General features: G+C 61.3%; 18 protein-coding genes. 12 read left to right on the top strand and 6 right to left on the bottom strand.

The window, feature by feature from the left end; all coding sequences use genetic code 11:
- Positions 1-36: 36 nt before the first annotated feature.
- The 3 genes from BM075_RS15975 to BM075_RS15985 are packed head-to-tail and all read left to right on the top strand — an operon-like array spanning position 37 to position 1,896.
- Positions 37-963, top strand: a complete 927-nt coding sequence (locus tag BM075_RS15975; RefSeq protein WP_093361701.1) for a WD40/YVTN/BNR-like repeat-containing protein — start codon at positions 37-39, stop codon at positions 961-963.
- A gap of 11 nt (positions 964-974) precedes the next feature.
- The gene (locus tag BM075_RS15980) at positions 975-1,394 is read left to right on the top strand and encodes a DUF411 domain-containing protein (protein WP_093361702.1); all 420 of its coding nucleotides are present in this window, start codon (positions 975-977) and stop codon (positions 1,392-1,394) included.
- A gap of 52 nt (positions 1,395-1,446) precedes the next feature.
- The gene (locus BM075_RS15985) at positions 1,447-1,896 is read left to right on the top strand and encodes a c-type cytochrome (protein ID WP_245758870.1); all 450 of its coding nucleotides are present in this window, start codon (positions 1,447-1,449) and stop codon (positions 1,894-1,896) included.
- Positions 1,897-2,028: 132 nt separating this feature from the next.
- On the opposite strand, the gene BM075_RS15990 is transcribed toward BM075_RS15985, so the two are convergent.
- Positions 2,029-2,814, bottom strand: a complete 786-nt coding sequence (locus BM075_RS15990) for an IclR family transcriptional regulator domain-containing protein (protein ID WP_177208379.1) — start codon at positions 2,812-2,814, stop codon at positions 2,029-2,031.
- Between the two features lie 129 nt (positions 2,815-2,943).
- Here BM075_RS15990 and BM075_RS15995 point away from each other — a divergent pair, with 129 nt between their 5' ends.
- From BM075_RS15995 to BM075_RS16005, 3 genes are all read left to right on the top strand, one after another.
- Positions 2,944-3,924, top strand: coding sequence for a Bug family tripartite tricarboxylate transporter substrate binding protein (locus BM075_RS15995; RefSeq protein WP_177208380.1), 981 nt, complete (start codon positions 2,944-2,946; stop codon positions 3,922-3,924).
- Positions 3,925-3,993: 69 nt separating this feature from the next.
- Positions 3,994-4,413 carry a tripartite tricarboxylate transporter TctB family protein gene (locus BM075_RS16000; RefSeq protein ID WP_177208381.1) on the top strand — a complete coding sequence of 140 codons (420 nt, stop codon included), beginning with the start codon at positions 3,994-3,996 and terminating at the stop codon, positions 4,411-4,413.
- Positions 4,414-4,416: 3 nt separating this feature from the next.
- Entirely contained in the window at positions 4,417-5,919 is a 1,503-nt protein-coding gene (locus BM075_RS16005) for a tripartite tricarboxylate transporter permease (protein ID WP_093361707.1), read from the top strand.
- Positions 5,920-5,995: 76 nt separating this feature from the next.
- Here BM075_RS16005 and BM075_RS16010 read toward each other — a convergent pair whose 3' ends face one another.
- Positions 5,996-7,645 (bottom strand): FAD-dependent oxidoreductase, encoded by a 1,650-nt coding sequence (locus BM075_RS16010; protein ID WP_218152863.1) that lies wholly within the window; start codon positions 7,643-7,645, stop codon positions 5,996-5,998.
- Between the two features lie 237 nt (positions 7,646-7,882).
- On the opposite strand from BM075_RS16010, the gene BM075_RS24210 reads away from it, so the two are divergent.
- Positions 7,883-8,128: a hypothetical protein gene (locus BM075_RS24210; protein ID WP_143089890.1), complete on the top strand. Its 246-nt coding sequence runs from the start codon at positions 7,883-7,885 to the stop codon at positions 8,126-8,128.
- Between the two features lie 192 nt (positions 8,129-8,320).
- Here BM075_RS24210 and BM075_RS16015 read toward each other — a convergent pair whose 3' ends face one another.
- A complete protein-coding gene (locus tag BM075_RS16015; protein WP_177208382.1) occupies positions 8,321-8,923 on the bottom strand; it encodes an acyl-homoserine-lactone synthase in 603 nt (200 codons plus the stop codon).
- Positions 8,924-9,052: 129 nt separating this feature from the next.
- Positions 9,053-9,646: a helix-turn-helix transcriptional regulator gene (locus BM075_RS16020; protein ID WP_093361745.1), complete on the bottom strand. Its 594-nt coding sequence runs from the start codon at positions 9,644-9,646 to the stop codon at positions 9,053-9,055.
- A gap of 151 nt (positions 9,647-9,797) precedes the next feature.
- On the opposite strand from BM075_RS16020, the gene BM075_RS16025 reads away from it, so the two are divergent.
- Positions 9,798-10,292: an autoinducer binding domain-containing protein gene (locus BM075_RS16025; protein ID WP_177208383.1), complete on the top strand. Its 495-nt coding sequence runs from the start codon at positions 9,798-9,800 to the stop codon at positions 10,290-10,292.
- Between the two features lie 797 nt (positions 10,293-11,089).
- Here the strand turns inward: BM075_RS16025 and BM075_RS16030 are convergent.
- Positions 11,090-11,488 carry a hypothetical protein gene (locus BM075_RS16030; RefSeq protein WP_093361710.1) on the bottom strand — a complete coding sequence of 133 codons (399 nt, stop codon included), beginning with the start codon at positions 11,486-11,488 and terminating at the stop codon, positions 11,090-11,092.
- A 1,060-nt stretch (positions 11,489-12,548) separates the two neighbouring features.
- On the bottom strand, positions 12,549-13,580 hold the full coding sequence (locus BM075_RS16040; RefSeq protein ID WP_093361712.1) for a LacI family DNA-binding transcriptional regulator: 1,032 nt from the start codon (positions 13,578-13,580) through the stop codon (positions 12,549-12,551).
- A gap of 174 nt (positions 13,581-13,754) precedes the next feature.
- Here BM075_RS16040 and BM075_RS16045 point away from each other — a divergent pair, with 174 nt between their 5' ends.
- From BM075_RS16045 to BM075_RS16060, 4 genes are all read left to right on the top strand, one after another.
- Complete coding sequence (locus BM075_RS16045) at positions 13,755-15,071, top strand: ABC transporter substrate-binding protein (protein ID WP_093361713.1); 1,317 nt, start codon at positions 13,755-13,757, stop codon at positions 15,069-15,071.
- 106 nt (positions 15,072-15,177) lie between these two features.
- Positions 15,178-16,125, top strand: coding sequence for a carbohydrate ABC transporter permease (locus BM075_RS16050; protein ID WP_093361714.1), 948 nt, complete (start codon positions 15,178-15,180; stop codon positions 16,123-16,125).
- Entirely contained in the window at positions 16,122-17,060 is a 939-nt protein-coding gene (locus BM075_RS16055; RefSeq protein ID WP_093361715.1) for a carbohydrate ABC transporter permease, read from the top strand. The genes BM075_RS16050 and BM075_RS16055 overlap by 4 nt, the downstream gene beginning before the upstream one ends.
- Positions 17,057-17,362, top strand: coding sequence for a hypothetical protein (locus BM075_RS16060; RefSeq protein WP_093361716.1), 306 nt, complete (start codon positions 17,057-17,059; stop codon positions 17,360-17,362). The genes BM075_RS16055 and BM075_RS16060 overlap by 4 nt, the downstream gene beginning before the upstream one ends.
- Positions 17,363-17,364: the final 2 nt, after the last annotated feature.

Raw genomic sequence — 17,364 nt, forward strand, 5'->3', positions numbered from 1 at the left:
TTTCCGGCCTCTGCGGGACCAATCGGAACAGGGAACATGACCATACCCAAAACAGACGGGCTCCATCGACGTGCCTTCCTTGGCGCGACCGCGGCAGCCTGCATTGTCGGAACAGCACCTCCGCTCATCGCGGCGCCGTCACCTCAAGTCCGCGCCCTCGTTTTTGCTGGCAGCACCGTGCTGGCCGCGGGCAACGGCCTGATGCGGAGCCAGAACGGCGGCGCGACCTGGCGCGCTGCAGCCGGCCCGGACCAGGAGCTGAGAGCGCTGACTACCCATCCGCAGCGTCCCGACCGCGTGGTTGCCGCGCTTGATGCGCACGGACTGGCCGTCTCCGACGATGCCGGCGCAAGCTGGCGGAAAGCGGGCGCCGGGCTACCCGCGGTGGCCATCGACGCGCTCGCCACGGCTGCAACCACCCCCGACACACTTTATGCCGCCATCGCAGGCGACGGGCTTTGGCGCAGCGAAGATGCCGGCGAGACTTGGGCGTTCGTGATGGACCGACCGTTCCTCGCCGAGGCCGAGCGAGACGTGACCGCGCTCGCTTCGGTCGATCTCGCGAGCGGCATGGGGGGTATCTGGCTCTATGCCGGAACCACGTTCGGCATGCAGCGTGTGCCGGATTGCTTCTGCCGCTGGCAGGACGTTCAGCCGGGGAATGCGCTGGACGCGCTTGTCCCGGGCGGAGACGCCCCCGAAACCCAGCCGCTACCGGAGGGACAGCCAGTGCGCGCGCTGGTGTCTCCGGCGGCGGCGCCCGCCAGGCTCTATGCGGCGCTTCCCTCCGGCATCTGGTCAACGGACGATGCCGGCATGGTCTGGCGCAAGACCAGCGATGTCGAGGTTCTCGCGATCGCGGTAGATCCAGCCACCCCCCTCTCGCTCGTCGCCGCCACGCAAGGCGCTCTCACCTACAGCCGCGACGGCGGCGAAACCTGGACCGCCGGCGCGGTCATCTGAAGGAGATCCCCATGAAAACGCTCGCACTCTCGCTCGCCCTCCTCACCGCCGCCCCGGCCTTCGCCGGTGAGGCGATCACCGTCTATCGCGACCCCAGCTGTGGCTGCTGCTCCGCCTGGGCGACGTACATGGAAAAGAAGGGGTTCGACGTGACCATCGTTAACGACACCAATGTCGCCGCACGGGCCATGGCCGCCGGCGTTCCCGAACCGGGCCTGTCCTGCCACCATGCGGAGGTCGGCGGCTACGGCGTACACGGGCACATCCCAGCCGAAATCGTCGACCGCTTGCTCGCAGAACGGCCGGCCATTTCTGGGCTCGTCCTGCCTGGGATGCCGCAGAATTCCCCGGGCATGTCACCCGACAAGGTCGGCACGCTGAAGGTGTATTCCTATGCGCCGGAGGGCGTGGCGGTCTACTCGAATGAGTAGACTTTGCGGAAAGAGAGGTGTGGTTCCGTACCTCCGGCGACCAGGTAGAACCTTGGCGGCCCACCTTTGCATCGCGGCGGCGCTTTCGAGCGCCGCCATCGCGGAGCCGTCCAACGTGAGTTTTCTCGGCTCTACCATGACCCCGGCACAGATCCAGACCGGGGAGGCACTCTACGCTGAGACCTGCGCGAGTTGCCACGGTGAGAACCGCGAAGGCCAACCGGACTGGCGGCGCAGGCTCGAGACCGGCCGGATGCCGGCCCCGCCACAGGATGGAACGGGGCACACCTTCACGCATTCGGACGCCGACCTTTTTGCAATGACGAAGTTCGGAATCGAAGCCGTGGTACCCGGCTACGAGAGCGACATGCCGCCGTTCGAGGGCGTTCTGTCAGACCCGGAGATTGTCGCGATTCTCGCATTCCTGAAGGCACGCTGGCCCGAGGAGAAACTGCGGTTTCAGGCGGCCCTGCCGTCCATGAGGTCGTCGCCAGACGGTTGAATTGAGCCTCGGAAACAGCTTCGTCTCACTTCATATGCCAAAGTCCGCGAATGCTGTCTTACCCCCCACCAGCGAGCGGCATCGACGGGCCAGTCTGTGCATTGACCCATCTTGGGCCTGCCAAGTCGACGGCTAGTGCATGAGAGGCCCGATTTGACTGGCGAAACTCCGCATCAGCGGCACTGCAGTTTCGACGAATCCGATCTGTAGCGCCTTGGTGTAGGTGCAGTTCGTGTTCAGGGCTGCCCGCACTCGACCATCTGGTCCGTGGATCGGAACGGAGACGCTGAGAAGGCCCTCTTCCAGTTCCTGTTCATTGACGCAGTAGCCGTTCATCCGGGCCCGTGAAATTTCGTCTCGAACAGCGGACTTGTCTGTCTTCGTAAACGGCGTCAGGGCAACCATCTCAGTGTCAGCCAAGCGGCGGTCGAGTTCGTCTTGGGGCAGATCGGCCAGCAGGACACGGCCAGACGCGGAAGAGAAGGCCGAGAGCCGCAGGCCCGTCCGGACAACATAGGCCATGATTTGCCCGACCCGCTCAGAACGGGCAATAAATATGGTCTCGCTCCCATCAAGGACCGACACTGAGACCGCCTGTTCCAGTTGCGCCGACAACTCGTCGAGGTAGGGTTGGAGTCGTTGATCCAGTCCCATGGCGGACAAGTAACTGTAACCGAGCGTCAGAATCTTGGCGGTCAGCTCGAAGGTCTTGCCTTCCTGCTTGGCAAAGCCCTCTTCCACCAGCGTCAGCAGCAGACGTCGTGCGACTGCGCGATCAAGTTTGGTCCGTTCGGCCACACCCGCCACCGACAGGCGTGGATGCATCGCATCGAAGGCACGAATAACCTTCAGCCCCCGCGCAAACGACGTGTTGAAGTTCTGGGCATCCTTTATCTGCGCAATGTCGTCTTCAGTCATGCTCTGTCCGCTCCCCAAGGAGGTGTACCGCGCGCGGCCCAGGTTGACAGCCCACATATCTAAGATATTATCGCACCAATGAGCGGTATGCGCACAACATTACCGCTCCAGTGTGGAGGAGGCAATACCGTGAAGACGCAGACCTACCGAATTCTCGTTGCAACAGCAGGACTTGCGGCGTTCGCTGGCGCCTCGGGGGCGCTCGCAGACGACTACCCAAGCCGTCCCGTTTCCCTGATCGTCGGATTTGCCCCGGGCGGCCCGGCAGACACATTGGCCCGCATTGTCGCCAAGGAAATGAACGCGGATCTCGGCCAGCCCGTCGTGGTCGAGAACAAACCGGGCGCCGGCAGTACGATTGCCGCACGCGAAGTCGCAAAGGCCGATCCGGACGGCTACACGATCCTGTTCGTGACCAGTGGACACGCCGGCAACTTCTCCTACTACCCCAACCTCGACTTCGAGGCTTCGGACCTGACCGGCGTCGCGGGCATCGCAAGCACGCCGATTGTTATTACGACCGGCCCCGACTCACCCTTTACCTCGCTCGGCGACCTAATCGAGGCCGCCAAGGCCGACCCCGAAACGCTGACCTACGCGGCTGGTGGCGGCGGTGCGACGCTGACGGCGCTGTCTGCCGCAACCTTCCTCGACAAGGCCGATATCTCGGCGATCCCGGTCAGCTATGGCGGCTCGGGGCCCCAGAACGTCGACCTGATGGGCGGCGTGCTCGACTTCGCCTTCGACACCGTATCGGGATCGGCCGCGCTCATACAAAACGACCAGATCAAGGCTCTCGCGGTGACCTCGGATAAGCGTAGCGACGTGCTGCCCGACGTGCCGACCGTCACCGAGAGCGGCCTTGACAATTTCGACCAGATCCTCGGATGGTTCGGCATGCTGGCCCCCGCCGGCACCGACCCCGAGATCATCGCCACCCTCAATGGCGCCGTGGTGTCTGCCTTGGAGTCCGAAGCCGTCCTGACTCAGCTGTCCAGCCAAGGCCTGGAGCCGATGAAAATGGATCCGGAGGAATTCGACGCCTGGTTGGTCAGCGAGACCGACCGTTGGGGCGGGCTGATCAAGTCGCTGGGACTGTCCGCGGAATAGGCTACTCTGACGGCGCCGGGTAAACCGGCGCCATCCCGGATTCGGGGGCTCCTCTTGCAGAAACCGAGCTTGCAAAACCTGCTTCTTGCAGGGCTTTCCGCCAGCATCGCGCTGATCGGACTTTACGGCGCCTGGGGGATGGATCTCGGTTCACTGCGCAGAATCGGCCAGGGCGCCTTTCCAGTGGCGATGTCGGTCTTGTTGTTGATCCTCGCCGCCGCGGTGGTGTTCTCTCGGTCAGACAGGCCGGTACACGCACCACCGAAACGCACACTTCTCCTGGTCAGCGGCAGCATGATTGCCTTCGCGCTGCTGCTTCCAATCGCCGGGCTCATCGGGGCGGTGATCGCCGCGACGGTGATCTGCGCTGCAGCTTCTTCCGAAAGCCGCGTGATCGAAACCATTGCACTGAGCGTCTTTCTGGCCGCCAGTTTCGCGGCCCTCTTCGTTTATGGCCTCGGACTGACCATTCCGCTCGGGCCGGAGTGAAAAATGGACCTGTTTTCCAATCTCGCCCTGGGTTTCTCCGTCGCGATCTCCCCCATGGCCCTTCTGATCTGTCTGCTTGGGGTCTCTCTGGGCATGGTGGTTGGCGTCCTACCGGGCCTCGGCGCGATCACGGCGATCGCGATGCTGCTACCAGTCACCTACTATCTCGAGCCTACCCATGCGTTGATCATGCTGGCAGGCATCTACTACGGCGCCGCATTCGGTGGCTCAACCGCCTCCATCCTGTTGAACCTGCCGGGCACACCTTCCTCGGCAATCACCGCGCTCGACGGCTATCCGTTAGGGCAGAAGGGAAAGGCCGGTGTGGCCCTTCTGGTCGCCGCGATGTCCTCGTTTTTTGGCGGAACGGTCGGCGTCTTGCTCCTGGCGACGGTGGCTCCGGCGCTGGTCAAGGTCGCGCTGAGTTTTTCCTCGGCTGAGTATTTTAGCGTCATGCTGCTCGGTCTCATCGCGGCAGTCACGCTGGCAGAAGGGTCCCCGATCAAGGGGCTTATCGCGGTCGCCATCGGCTTGCTGTTTGGATTGGTCGGCGCCGATCCTCAGACGGGCTCGGTGCGCTATGGGTTCGGTATCCCACAAATGTTCGATGGATTCAGCCTCGTCGCGGTGGTCATGGGACTGTTCGGCGTGGCCGAGGTCATGGCAAACGTCGGCAATGACAGCGGGCACCGCGCGACGCACCGTATCTCCTTTCGCGAGATGTTGCCCAGTCGGGCCGAGCTCAGGCAGACAATCAAGCCGATCCTGCGCGGCAGTGCCGTTGGCTCTGCAGTCGGCATCCTTCCCGGCACCGGCGTGGTTGTGGCCAGTTTCATGGCCTATGCGCTGGAGAAGAAGATCTCGAAGACTCCGGAGCGTTTCGGGCAAGGCGCCATCGAAGGAATCTCGGCGCCGGAAGCCGCCAACAACGCCTGCACACAGACCACGTTCATCCCCACGCTTGCCATCGGCATTCCTGGGGATGCGGTCACCGCAATCATGCTGAGTGCGCTGATTCTCCATGGCATCACGCCTGGCCCCACGGTGATAGCGTCACAGCCAGACATGTTCTGGGGGCTCGTCGTCAGCTTCTGGATCGGTAACCTGATCCTCGTGATCATGAACATTCCCCTCGTCGGGATTTGGGTGAAGTTGCTGTCGATCCCCTATCGGCTGATGTACCCCAGCATCATCCTGTTCATCTGCATCGGGGTCTACTCGGTGAACAACAGCGTCTTCGACATTTTCGTGGCACTGGGGTTCGGCCTGCTGGGCCTGTTCATGCGCATGATTGGCCTGTCCACGGCCCCGCTCCTGCTCGGGTTCGTTCTTGGTCCGATGATGGAAAGCCACTTCCGCCGGGCCCTGACACTCGCGCGCGGTGACCTCGGCGTCTTTTTCGACCGCCCCGTCAGCGCAGTCTTCCTTCTGCTCTGCGCTTTGTTCGTGGTCAGCTGGATCATTTCGGCACGCCGGACAAAACGCAAAAAAGCAAACGCGGGCTGATCGTCCTCGCGACAAACGAGCGTAGATCGCCTGGGTCGGATTTCGGGTGTTGAAGGTCCGCGAAAGTCGACGGCGGTCAGGCTGGCGGCCGGTACCCGGTTCGCGTCCGTGGCGTCAGCGCGCCGAAGCGGGGCCACTCGAGCATCACGCCTGAAGCCTTCAGAACCGCTTGCAGGTTGGCCAACTTTTCACCGTGACGGAAGGCGCGCGGCGGCATGCCCTCACGGAGCGACAAGGCGGCCAACGTGCCACTCGCTTCGCCAATGCTCCATTCCACCGGATGCACCCGGTAGGCACCGTTGGTAATGCGTGTCGTTCCGATGTTCTTGCACGCCGGCAGCAGGTTCTGGACCCTCACGGGCAGCAGCGCCCCCAACGGGATTTGGAACGGGAAGCAGTCGATGTCGACGGTATTGCGGTTTCCAAGGGAATTCGGGTGCAGATCGATCCTGTAGGCACCTATGCCTACAGAATCCGCGAAGTCTTCGGCGGCCTCTACCCCTGGTCGCGCAGCGCATCCGATATGCTGCTCCAGCACCGTGAACTCGGCCTGGATCCGGTAGCCCTCGCGCCAGTAAGGCTGCATCGCCGTCCCGTCCGCCGTTCCGAGCACATCGCCGCGCGGGATCAGTCCATGGTACCCATAGCCCCCGTCATGTCGCGGCGCCTCCGTCTGCATCCAGTAGAGGAACGAGAGGCTGAGCTGGCGCGCCTCTTCTACAGTCGCGGCATCCTGGCTGGCATCGCCTGTTATCGCGGGGTTGAACCAGTAATCCATCTGCGGCCAGTTCGCGATGGTGATATCGCTGGGATAGCTGCCGTCTCTGAAGTTCCGACGGTACGCAATCCGGCGCGCGTGCCACAGGTCGAAGAGGTACGGCGTGTCGGTATCACCGGCAAAAAGCGGTCGTTCCAGCGGCTCGTGCGTGACATGGTTGCTTACCGTCCAGTCGAACTGCGGCCCGGGCCAGAATGGCAGCCTCATGTCGCGGAAGGTTTCGTACCTGGAAGGCTTTTCGATCACATGGTGGCCGTCTGGATCGTAGGATAGGGCCATTCCCCAGGTGATTGCCTGTTGATCCGTCGGGTCGGCGGGCCCCTCGATCGCGTGAAGCTCGCCCGTCGTCTCGCGACTTTCGGCCCCCAGAACATGCTCCACGTGTGCAAGCGGGAGCAGAACGCCGGTCTCCGTTGCATCGATCACCACACGGGCCTCGACAGTAACAGTCTCGCCCTCGGGCGCTTCGTAAATCACTGCACGGCAGCGGTCGCCATCCATGTTGACCGAAGCGGGCGCGAGCCCGTGCAGCACCTTGAGGCGGCCGGCCGAGACATGCGGCGCCAGCATGTCGTTGATCACCGCCAAGGCGACACGTGGCTCGTGGCAAAGACTGCCGATGTTGCCCTGCCCGGGGTTCAGATAGACCTCTGCCCGGGCCATTTCGGTCAACGGCATGTTCCGCCGGTAGTAGCTCCGAATTGCACGTCGGAATGTGTGATAACTCGCCGAGTGTATAAGCTGTTCGGCCCATGGCCCCTCGTCCAACGGAACGCCTTGAGCTGTAAGCTGCCCCCCGAGCCAAGGCAGGGTCTCTGTCACGATCACATCGGCACCGAGCCTCAGCGCCGCGAGGGTTGCGCTGACCCCTCCCAGGCCGCCTCCGACCACAAGAACATCCGTCTTGTGCATCGCTTCGGAAAGGCGTGACACGTCGGAGTGGGCCATAACGGGCACCCTTCCCTACACAGTTGTGCGTATATCGCTCATTTGTGCGTTTTAAAGGACGCGTCGCGCTGCGTCAATTTAGTTTGCGGGCCGTTGGCGCGACTTATGGCGAGCCTCCACGAAGACACGACCAAAAGGCTCAAGCGCTTGCCGGTGTCAAACATCGGCCCGCGGGCTTCCAAACTTCAGCCTTGATTGACGCCCATTCCTGTCCGAGGCACGGAATGGAGCGGTTGTATGGGCATTGATTATGAGGGTACGTCGTACGACGATTTTTATGGCATCATCCCCAGTGCAAATATCAATCGCCCTCCAGCAGCCACCGGCAAGGCGCGGCGCAGGGGTTTGGATGCCCTACCTTTCCGCAGGTCCCCGGGCCAGGGAAAGCTCGCGACTGGATCGCTCGAACAGTGCCTCGACATCGTCATGCGTGAGAGTGGGCAAATTCCGTTCACAAATGGCTTTGACAGCCCCAGCGGGTGAGGAACCCGCGCCCCGACGCGCCGGTACCGGGGTATCCGCATACGAGTATTGAACTGCGGCACTCATTGGCATCAATCAGCCCCCTGCGTCTTCGTACAAGATCTGTCCACGCCACCCTCCGTGGGGCGGGAATCTCGTCGCAAGGGAGAGCCCCCTTCAACCAACGCCATCCATCGATGCTGTTTCAAGCCATCACGAGGCGGCGCGGAGCCCTCCCGAATTTGCCCGCTTGGCGGCATCCGATACCAATGCCGGCATGCTCAGCAGGCAATAGTTCCGCCCGTCGCTTTCGCACCGGTAGGTCCGACCGATCTGCGAAACATCATGCCCCAAACCGCGCAGCGCCCGTTGCAGGGGCGGCGGAGACAAAGAAACCAGAACCTTCGCGCCCTGGTCGCTGGCCATCTGGGCCAGCCCGTCGACAATCAGGTTCAAGCAGGTTTTCCGCGCATCGGCCCCGGTGACGGAGTCGTCGATGATAAGCCGCGTACACTCCCAACTGATCTCCGGATCAAACGAGCCGGTCACGAGGTCAGACGGGATACCCTCTATCTTGCCCAGCATCGCATCCTGGAACATGCTGGTCTTCGTTCCCCAGACTGCGTTTACCGGCATTGTGCGAGCACCGCCGACAAGCCTCTCGCCATCCAGGACGAGCGAATAGAAGGCCGCCGGGTTATCGTACTCATCCATTTCGACGATATCGTTGTGCGGGATGTCCCAATTCAGCGTGTCCACGAACAGGCGCTTGCGCAGCCGCAAGAATTCGTAGAACGCATTTCCGTGCTCATGCATGGTCGCCATGCTGAAGCATATGTTTCGCATACGTCGGTCCCCACCGTCTTTGGCTCGATACTGACGGTGCGGGCTGGAGTTGGAACTGTAATCTCGGAGCCGACTCGGTAATGTTGCCTAGCGTGGCAATTATGTCATTCGGAACAAGCCTCTACGTTCCGCCAGAGCGACCGCGTGGGTCGTCGTTCTTGCCTGCAGTTTGGTCTTTGCATTCCGGAGACGCTGCTTGACAGCATTCTCGCTGATGGAAAGTTCATAGGCGATTTCCTTGGTCAGCAAACCGTCCCGTATCATCACAAGGGTCTCAAGCTCCGCGCTCGTGAGCGCAATGTCGATCGACTCGGTCTGATGAAGGTCCCGAAGGCAGTCGTAAAGAGCTTTCATCTCGTCGGCGGTGAAGTCCCGGTCGTCCCTTGCGAACGTTCCATAGGTCCGGATACCGGGCTCGTCCTCGTTCATGACACAAACCGCGGCCCCGAAACGGAGATCGTAGGTAGACGCCAGCGCCAGCACGCCCTTCGGGTCGTCGGCAACCAGCTCGGACCACTTCACCTGCCCCACGTTTTCATAGACCCACCGTGTGACGGGATCATGCAACATAAGGGCATCGCGGGTATAGAGATGCACCCAGGCCAGTGGAAGCGTGTTCCACTCATATTCAGGAAAGGCGAAACCGACCCGAACCGCAACATGGAACCCAGCGGGCGCCAACAGTTCGAGCATTGCCTTGTCTGATTGAGTTACGCCATTCTGGCTCATGACCTGTCCGATATCTCCGGGTGTCCAGCCACTCACACTTCTGCTACGATTTCCTCGAGTTACCCCGTGGTCATGTCTGAACACCCAACATCTATCCGGGAAGATAGGCAAAAAAATGAACCATACCCGCGAAGTTCATGACATTCTGGCGGAGATGCAGGGACTGTGTACTGCAGGTTTCGCCGTCGCACTTCACGTGATCTTTACCACGCCCCGCTTCCTCTTCCAGACCTATGATCCGGTCTGGGCGAAGGTCTACTCGGAAAAGGGACTCGTGATGCGGGACCCCACCGTAAAGTGGGCGCTGCAAAATGACGGAATGATCGACTGGCAAGATCTGGAGGACGACGATCCGGCCGAAGTGATCCGCCAAGCCCGCGAACATGGCATCGAGTACGGGTTTGCCGCGTCCGTGTGCCAGAACGACTCCCGCAGCATCGGCAGTTTCACGAGCAAAGATGGCGCCTTCTCCGAAGAAGTTAAACAATCGCTCATGACCTTGTTCAGGCGATTGCATGAAATCACGAATGTCGATGAGGACACGGAGGATACGCTGTCGGATCTCCTGAAGCGGCTCTCCGTGGAGCTGACGCACGCCTGGCAGAAATAGGGCCGCCGCAGCCACCCTCAGTTTTGGGCGTGGGAGCGGTGATGCCCGACAAATGGTCCCTCACCTGCTTGGACAGGTCCCGGCATCTCGGTCGGTGGAAGAGCCGGACCACCGACCGGGGGCGGCGCAACGCCGTTTACCAAGTTTGCGGATCAAATACCTCGCCTTGCCGATCCGGCCAGGCAGTTTGCGGATGATGAAAGACTAACCGCGCAGACGCCCGGAAATCCACCAAGAACCGGAAAACGCGAAAGCCGCCATCGCGACTTCTTCGCGATGGCGGCTCGCACAAAACACCACCACTTGCCACGACAAGCGAACGTCCAACGCAGCGAGGATCTTGCAAACGGCGGTCATGATGACCACCAGCAGATACTCATTAACAGTGACACACGTCCTCGCTGGCCGACACTGACTATCGCTTGCATGATGACTATCCCGCAAAGGGCCGTCCGTTGCATCATGGTCAAAGGTTTGGATCTGCCCCCGTCTCGCGACACGATTGCAGGGCATTCGGTGCCATTGTTCGCGAACGGGAAGATTGGCCGAGAATTCTTCCAATCCGTGCCTCAGAATCGCCCCCCAACTCCCGGATAGGTAGTTTTACCGACACCACCACCACGGTTGACCGACCCAAGGGGGCCAGCTCGCACGACGCTGGCCCCCGAGGTTTTTCGAATCGGACCATCTCGGCTGATTTTCCACCAGATGCGGTCACACGTCATGCGTGCGTCTGTGACGCCCCGGTGACCAGTTTCCCCCCTGCGCGCATGGAGCGTCATGCAGCGGGTGTTTTTTCATTTGAGAAAGATCAGCGTCTCGAGCGTCGATCCGTTGGGCGTTAAATAGGCATTGGCGACGCGCTTGGTCGACCGTTTCAGGAATGCCTTCACAACGTTACAGATCGCGTCATGTCGCGCCACGGTCTCCGCGTGGTCAGACGCCGTTCCGCCCACGGGGCCGACATTCGAAAACCGAAGCACACGAAAGCCGGGTCCGAAGATACCAGCCTCCCGGAGCGCTTCCAGGGCAAGAATGGCCGCCTGCCTGTCTCCCAGATCGATTTCCGCGACGGTGAACGTGACAAGTCTGGATGCCGCAAGGTCGACGCGCACCACCTTGTGGCCGTCAATCGTGTCGATCACGTCGACATAGGTCGCCGAAGGCCGCACCTCGAGGGAGAGACCCGCGGTCACGGCACCGTTGCCTTTGGCGAGGCGCGGCAGGTTGAGGTCCCTCCGGCAGCTTTGCAGGCCCGCGCCTGCCGGATCGCGTCCTCGAGCGATGGAACGGCGTCGTAGTCACCTTCCTCGTTCGCCCAACCGAATCCGAAAGGGCCTCGGAGTTGGCCATTTCGGAGACGGGTCAGGACACCGCTCAGCCGGAGCTGAACAGCTCGGACATCGAAGTCGAATACAAAAAGATACGCAAAAAACACCAGACAGCCGACAAGCGGCGAAAACTCGTACATTACCAGACTCACAAAACAACGCGATCACACAACACTACCCGAAGGCAGGATCACTCTACCGCAGATCCCGCACGCGCTCACCATGTCCGAAGGTTTTACGCAGGCGGGTTTGATCGAGACAATCCAGGTAAAGGCGCGGTATTGAACGGCGTCCGGAGTTCAATGGACTGGGATTTAACGATCAGCAGTCCAAGGATGGGACGGAACATGGTTGAGGCAAACGCCCATGTCTCTCGTCGTTTTGAGACCTTTGTTCGACAGCCAGAGAGAGATCATTAGGCCCACAAAAGAAAACCGGCACCGCGCATTGAGCGCGATGCCGGGACACGTCATTGAACTATTTGTCTGCCAAACACACCACACACCACCGGCAGAAAGATACCAAAACCAAGACGGGCTAGAACTCGTTAACCGTTTCGACCTCCGGAGGGTCACCTTTACACACTGGCCGTCTCTACATCCTCAATATCGCGCCAAAACCGGAAGCATGCACCATGTGCAAAGGTGTGGCCCTGCCTCCGGCTTACGACACGAAGGCGGTCCGGAGACGCCACTGTTTCCACGATCCCGCTGTGGGCTGATTTTGGACGAAATGGCGCCGCCGGGTCGACCCGAAATGGGCTCCGGTCCCGGTATTGAGCCCAGGGCGGGCGGGGCGTTATCCAGCGCACACGAATCGCGTCGCGGGCTCCGCGAAGAGCCGCGCCAGGGCGCCAAATTTCTGCGGATGGAGCGGAAACTGAAGCTGGTGCGCCAATGTCGCTGGAAGCTAGGTTCCCGGGCGTTCAGCGAATGTCGAGATTGTCCTCGATCAGGATCTCGATGCGGATTTGTTCCTGCGAGACCAGGGGCGGTCTTTGGTCCGAACGCGCCTTGAGCAACCTTATCGCGCTTCTCACCAGGTGACCGGGGTTCTGGGCGATGACTGCATCCAGCACCCGTTCGCGCAGCATTTTTTCTGTGTATCGAGTGCGTTCGTGGGCGACGATGACCTGCCCCGCGGGATCGGTCGTGCCCCGGATGGCTTCGATCGCTAGTCGGGCTTCCGATCCCAGAACATAGGCGCCGACGATGTCCGCTTGGTTTTCATAGGAGTTCCGAACCACGCGCTCTGTTCGCGCCAGATCACCAAAGGTCTCGAGGGACGGCAGCGGGGTCAGCCTCGGGAAATCCGCGCTCAAAACCCTGTCGAAGCCGAGGCGCCGCTCAACACTATCGAGCGCATTCATGGTTTCCGAGATGACGAGGATCTTGCCCTGCGTCGGCGCGAGAAACCGGCCGAGAAGGCGACCGGCGGTGGCGCCGGCGGCGTAGTTGTCGACCCCGACGAAGTCCACGGGTCTCAGGTCCGGCTGTCCGGAAATGAACAGGACTACCTGCACCCCGCGTTCCACCAAACGTGTCGTCGCGTCCCTCAACTGAGGGCTCTCCGGGGCCATGATCGCCACGCCATCGGTTTCGTCAGCCGCTACTCCAGCAAGTATCTCCGCTGCCTTGTGGGGATCGTTCGGCAAGGCACAGCGATAAGAGATGTCGATCGCGTCGAGCCGCATGGCAGCGCGCGCTTCCTGGATTCGATCAATAACCGTTGCCAGAAAATCGTCCCCAGTCTCGGGCAGAAGGAACTCGAACCGATAGTTTCGCCCCCTCGCGAGGTTCGCGGCGTACTGGTTGCGCACAAAGCCAATCTTTTCAATGGCGTCGTTCACGGCCTCCACCGTTTCCTTCCGCACACCGGCTCGCTTGTTCAACACGCGATCGACGGTCGCCAGGCTCACTCCGGCCGCCTTCGCGAGGTCTTTCGTCGTTGGGCGCATGCGCGCGATCTCCCGGATATTACGGTAGGGCGTTGTCGCCCAATCCGCGGGCAAGTTCAACGCACGTGAGGTACGTACATCACATTTTACTTGCTATGACGTACGTACCTCAAGTAACAATTGAATAGGTTTATGGGGCGAGGAGGTCCCAGGGCCATTCCAGGGAGGACACCAATGCAATTCAAACGGACGATGTTCGTCGCGACCGCCGCTCTCGCGGCCGGAAGCGCCGCCGCAACGGCTGACGACCTTACTCTCTGCTGGGCGGCATGGGACCCGGCCAACGCGCTCGTAGAGCTTTCAAAGGACTTCGAAGCCCAGTCCGGGCATACGATGTCCTTCGAGTTTGTCCCCTGGCCGAATTTCGCGGACCGGATGCTGAACGAGTTGAACTCCGGCGGGGAGCTTTGCGACCTGATGATCGGAGACAGCCAGTGGATCGGGCTCGGCGCCGAGGCCGGCCACTACATCCAACTGAACGACTTTTTCGATGCCGAAGGGATCTCCATGGAGGATTTCCTTCCCGCCACGGTCACGGGCTACGCCGAATGGCCCAAGGGGACGCCGAACTACTGGGCGCTGCCGGCCTATGCAGATGTGGTGGGGTGGACGTACCGGAAGGACTGGTTCGAGAAGCCGGAACTTCAGGCCGAATTTGAGGAGACCTACGGACGCAAACTCGAAGCGCCGAAAACGCTGGACGAGTTGAAGGACATCGCGACCTTCTTTCAGGAGAGGACAATTGACGGCAAGACCGTCTATGGCGCGGCGATCTACACCGAGCGCGGCTCCGAAGGGATCACGATGGGCGTGACCAACGTGCTGTATAACTACGGCTTCGACTACGGCACGCCGGAAGATCCCTACAAGCTCGAAGGCGTCGTCAACTCGCCCGAGGCCGCTGAAGGTCTGGAGTTCTACAAGGAACTCTACGACTGCTGCACGCCGCCGGGCTCGTCGGATTGGTACATGTCCGAAGACATCGATGCGTACAAGTCCGGGCAGGTCGCGCTCCAGATGAATTTCGCCTTCATCTGGCCCGGCGTGGAGGCCGACCCGAACGTGGGCGGCGGCAAGTCCGGATATTTTGCCAACCCCGAGGGTCCGAACGGGCATTTTGCTCAGCTTGGCGGTCAGGGGATCTCGGTGGTGTCCTACTCGGACAGCCAGGACGCCGCACTTGAGTACATCAAGTGGTTCGCGCAGCCGGAAATCCAGCAGCGGTGGTGGGACATGGGCGGCGCATCGGCGATGCGCGCGGTGGTCGAAGCTCCCGACTTCGCCACCAGCCAGCCCTTCGCGCAAACCTTCCTCGATTCCATGGCAATTGTGAAGGATTTCTGGGCCGAACCTGCCTACGCCTCGCTCCTTCTGGCGATGCAGGACCATGTGCACAGCTACGTCGTTGCCGGTGAGGGGACCGCCCAGGAAGCGCTGGACAATCTGGTGAGCGACTGGACCGAAATCTTCGAGGACGAAGGCAAGATGTGACGCCGTCGACAGGCCGCCCGGCCCCTCCCCGCCTGCCGGCCTGACAATGCCTGGAGCGGACTGCTCCGCTCCAGGCATTCTCTCTCACTCTCCCAAAGGACGACGGATGGCTGACTCCATGATCGAGCGTGCGGCAATGAGCACGCCGCCAGGTACAGCGCGGCGCATTCGGGGGCTTTCAGACCGGACGATTGCCTGGATCTTCGTCTCCCCGACCATCTTTCTTCTGCTGGCCGTCAACATATTTCCGCTGATCTGGACGATCCGCCTGAGCTTCACGAACTTCCGGGCAAATCGCCCGAATGCCGAAGTCGCCTGGGTCGGCCTGCGTAACTACGAACGCATCCTGACCGACAGCGACATCTGGCAGACGATGCAGGCGACGGCACATTTCCTGTTTTGGACGCTGTTCTTCCAGGTGCTGATCGGCTTCACGCTGGCCTGGCTCATCAATCGGAAGTTCAAGGGCAACGATCTCTGGACCACGATCATCGTGCTGCCGATGATGCTGTCACCCGCGGTCGTGGGCAATTTCTGGACCTTTCTCTATCAACCGCAGATCGGGCTCTTCAACTACGGAATCGCTTTCCTCACCGGCGCCGATCCGACCAGCTTCAGCATGATCGGGGATGTGGCTCTGGCACCATGGGCCATCATCATCGTCGACACGTGGATGTGGACGCCGTTTGTGACGTTGATCTGCCTGGCCGGGCTGCGTTCCATTCCGGACTCGATTTACGAGGCCGCCGAATGCGACAGGGCGTCGAACTGGCGGCAGTTCTGGACAATCACCATCCCGATGACCCTGCCCTTCCTGATGCTCGCCGTGCTGTTCCGCGGCATCGAGAACTTCAAGATGTTCGACCTCGTTGTGCAATTGACCGGCGGCGGGCCGGGGAACACCACCACACTCACCTCGATCGACCTCAAGCGCGAAGCATTCGAGAAATGGCGGACCGGCTATTCCTCGGCCTACGCCATCATCCTCTTCGTAACGGTCTTCGGGCTGGCCTCGATCTACGTGAAGGCACTGAACAAGGTGAAAGAGAGATGAGCGGCTATTCCGTCACCGAACCGTCGCGCGGACAGAAGTGGATCGCCGGTATTCTCGTCGCCGGATACGCGCTGATTACCATCCTTCCGCTGGTCTGGATCATTGCCACCGGCTTCAAATCGTCTGCCGATTCAATCGCCTACCCGCCAAAGCTTCTCTTCCAGCCGACCCTCGAAGGCTACGTGAACCTCTTCACAACGCAGACCCGGCAGACCACCGAGTACCTCAACGCCAACCCGCCTCAGACCTGGTACGAGCGGATCGTGCACGACCGCGGGCTGGTGATTGCCGGTCCGTCCCGCTTCGGCGAGCGGTTCATGAACTCTGTCATCATCGGCTTCGGCTCGACCTTCCTGTCGGTCTTTCTCGGCACGCTCGCGGCCTATGCCTTCTCGCGGTTCAAGGTGCCGCTGAAGGACGACCTTCTGTTCTTCGTGCTGTCCACGCGGATGATGCCGCCCATTGCCGTGGCCATCCCGATCTTCCTGATGTTCCGCTCGCTGGGGCTGAGCGACACGCACGCGGGGATGATCCTGCTCTACACGGCCGTGAACCTTTCCCTAGCGGTCTGGCTGCTGAAAGGCTTTATCGACGAAATCCCCGTGGAATACGAGGAAGCGGCGCTGATTGACGGCTACACGCGGTTCCAGGCGTTCTACAAGGTGGTCCTGCCGCAGGCAGCGACGGGCATCGCCTCGACCGCGATCTTCTGCCTGATCTTCGCCTGGAACGAATACGCCTTCGCGGTGCTGCTCACGTCCGGCACGGCGCAGACGGCCCCCCCCTTCATCCCGACCATCATCGGCGTCGGCGGGCAGGACTGGCCCGCAGTTGCCGCCGGCGCGACGATCTTCCTGCTGCCGGTGATGGTCTTCACCATCCTTCTGCGCAAGCACCTGCTGCGCGGCATCACTTTCGGAGCGGTGCGCAAATGAAACCGATCCATTCACCGTTCGACCCCGACCGCAACCTGACCGATGACGAACTTGCCGTCGAGCCGACGCTGCGGCGGACGAAGCCGGACAGCCACGACGACACGCCGCACCCGGACTACCGCATTCACCCGGCCGACCGGCTGCTGGTGCGTGGACCATGGGAGATGGCAGCCTCGATCCTGATCGCCCTAGGGGTCGTCATGATGATGCAACCCTTCTTTCTCTGGGCGTTCACGTGGTCCTTCCTCGTTACGCTGACCGGCACGGTGATGTTCATCATCGTCAGCCATTTCCCGGAGTAGGA

It is taken from the genome of Tropicimonas isoalkanivorans (assembly GCF_900112335.1).
In the GTDB taxonomy this organism is placed as follows: domain Bacteria; phylum Pseudomonadota; class Alphaproteobacteria; order Rhodobacterales; family Rhodobacteraceae; genus Tropicimonas; species Tropicimonas isoalkanivorans.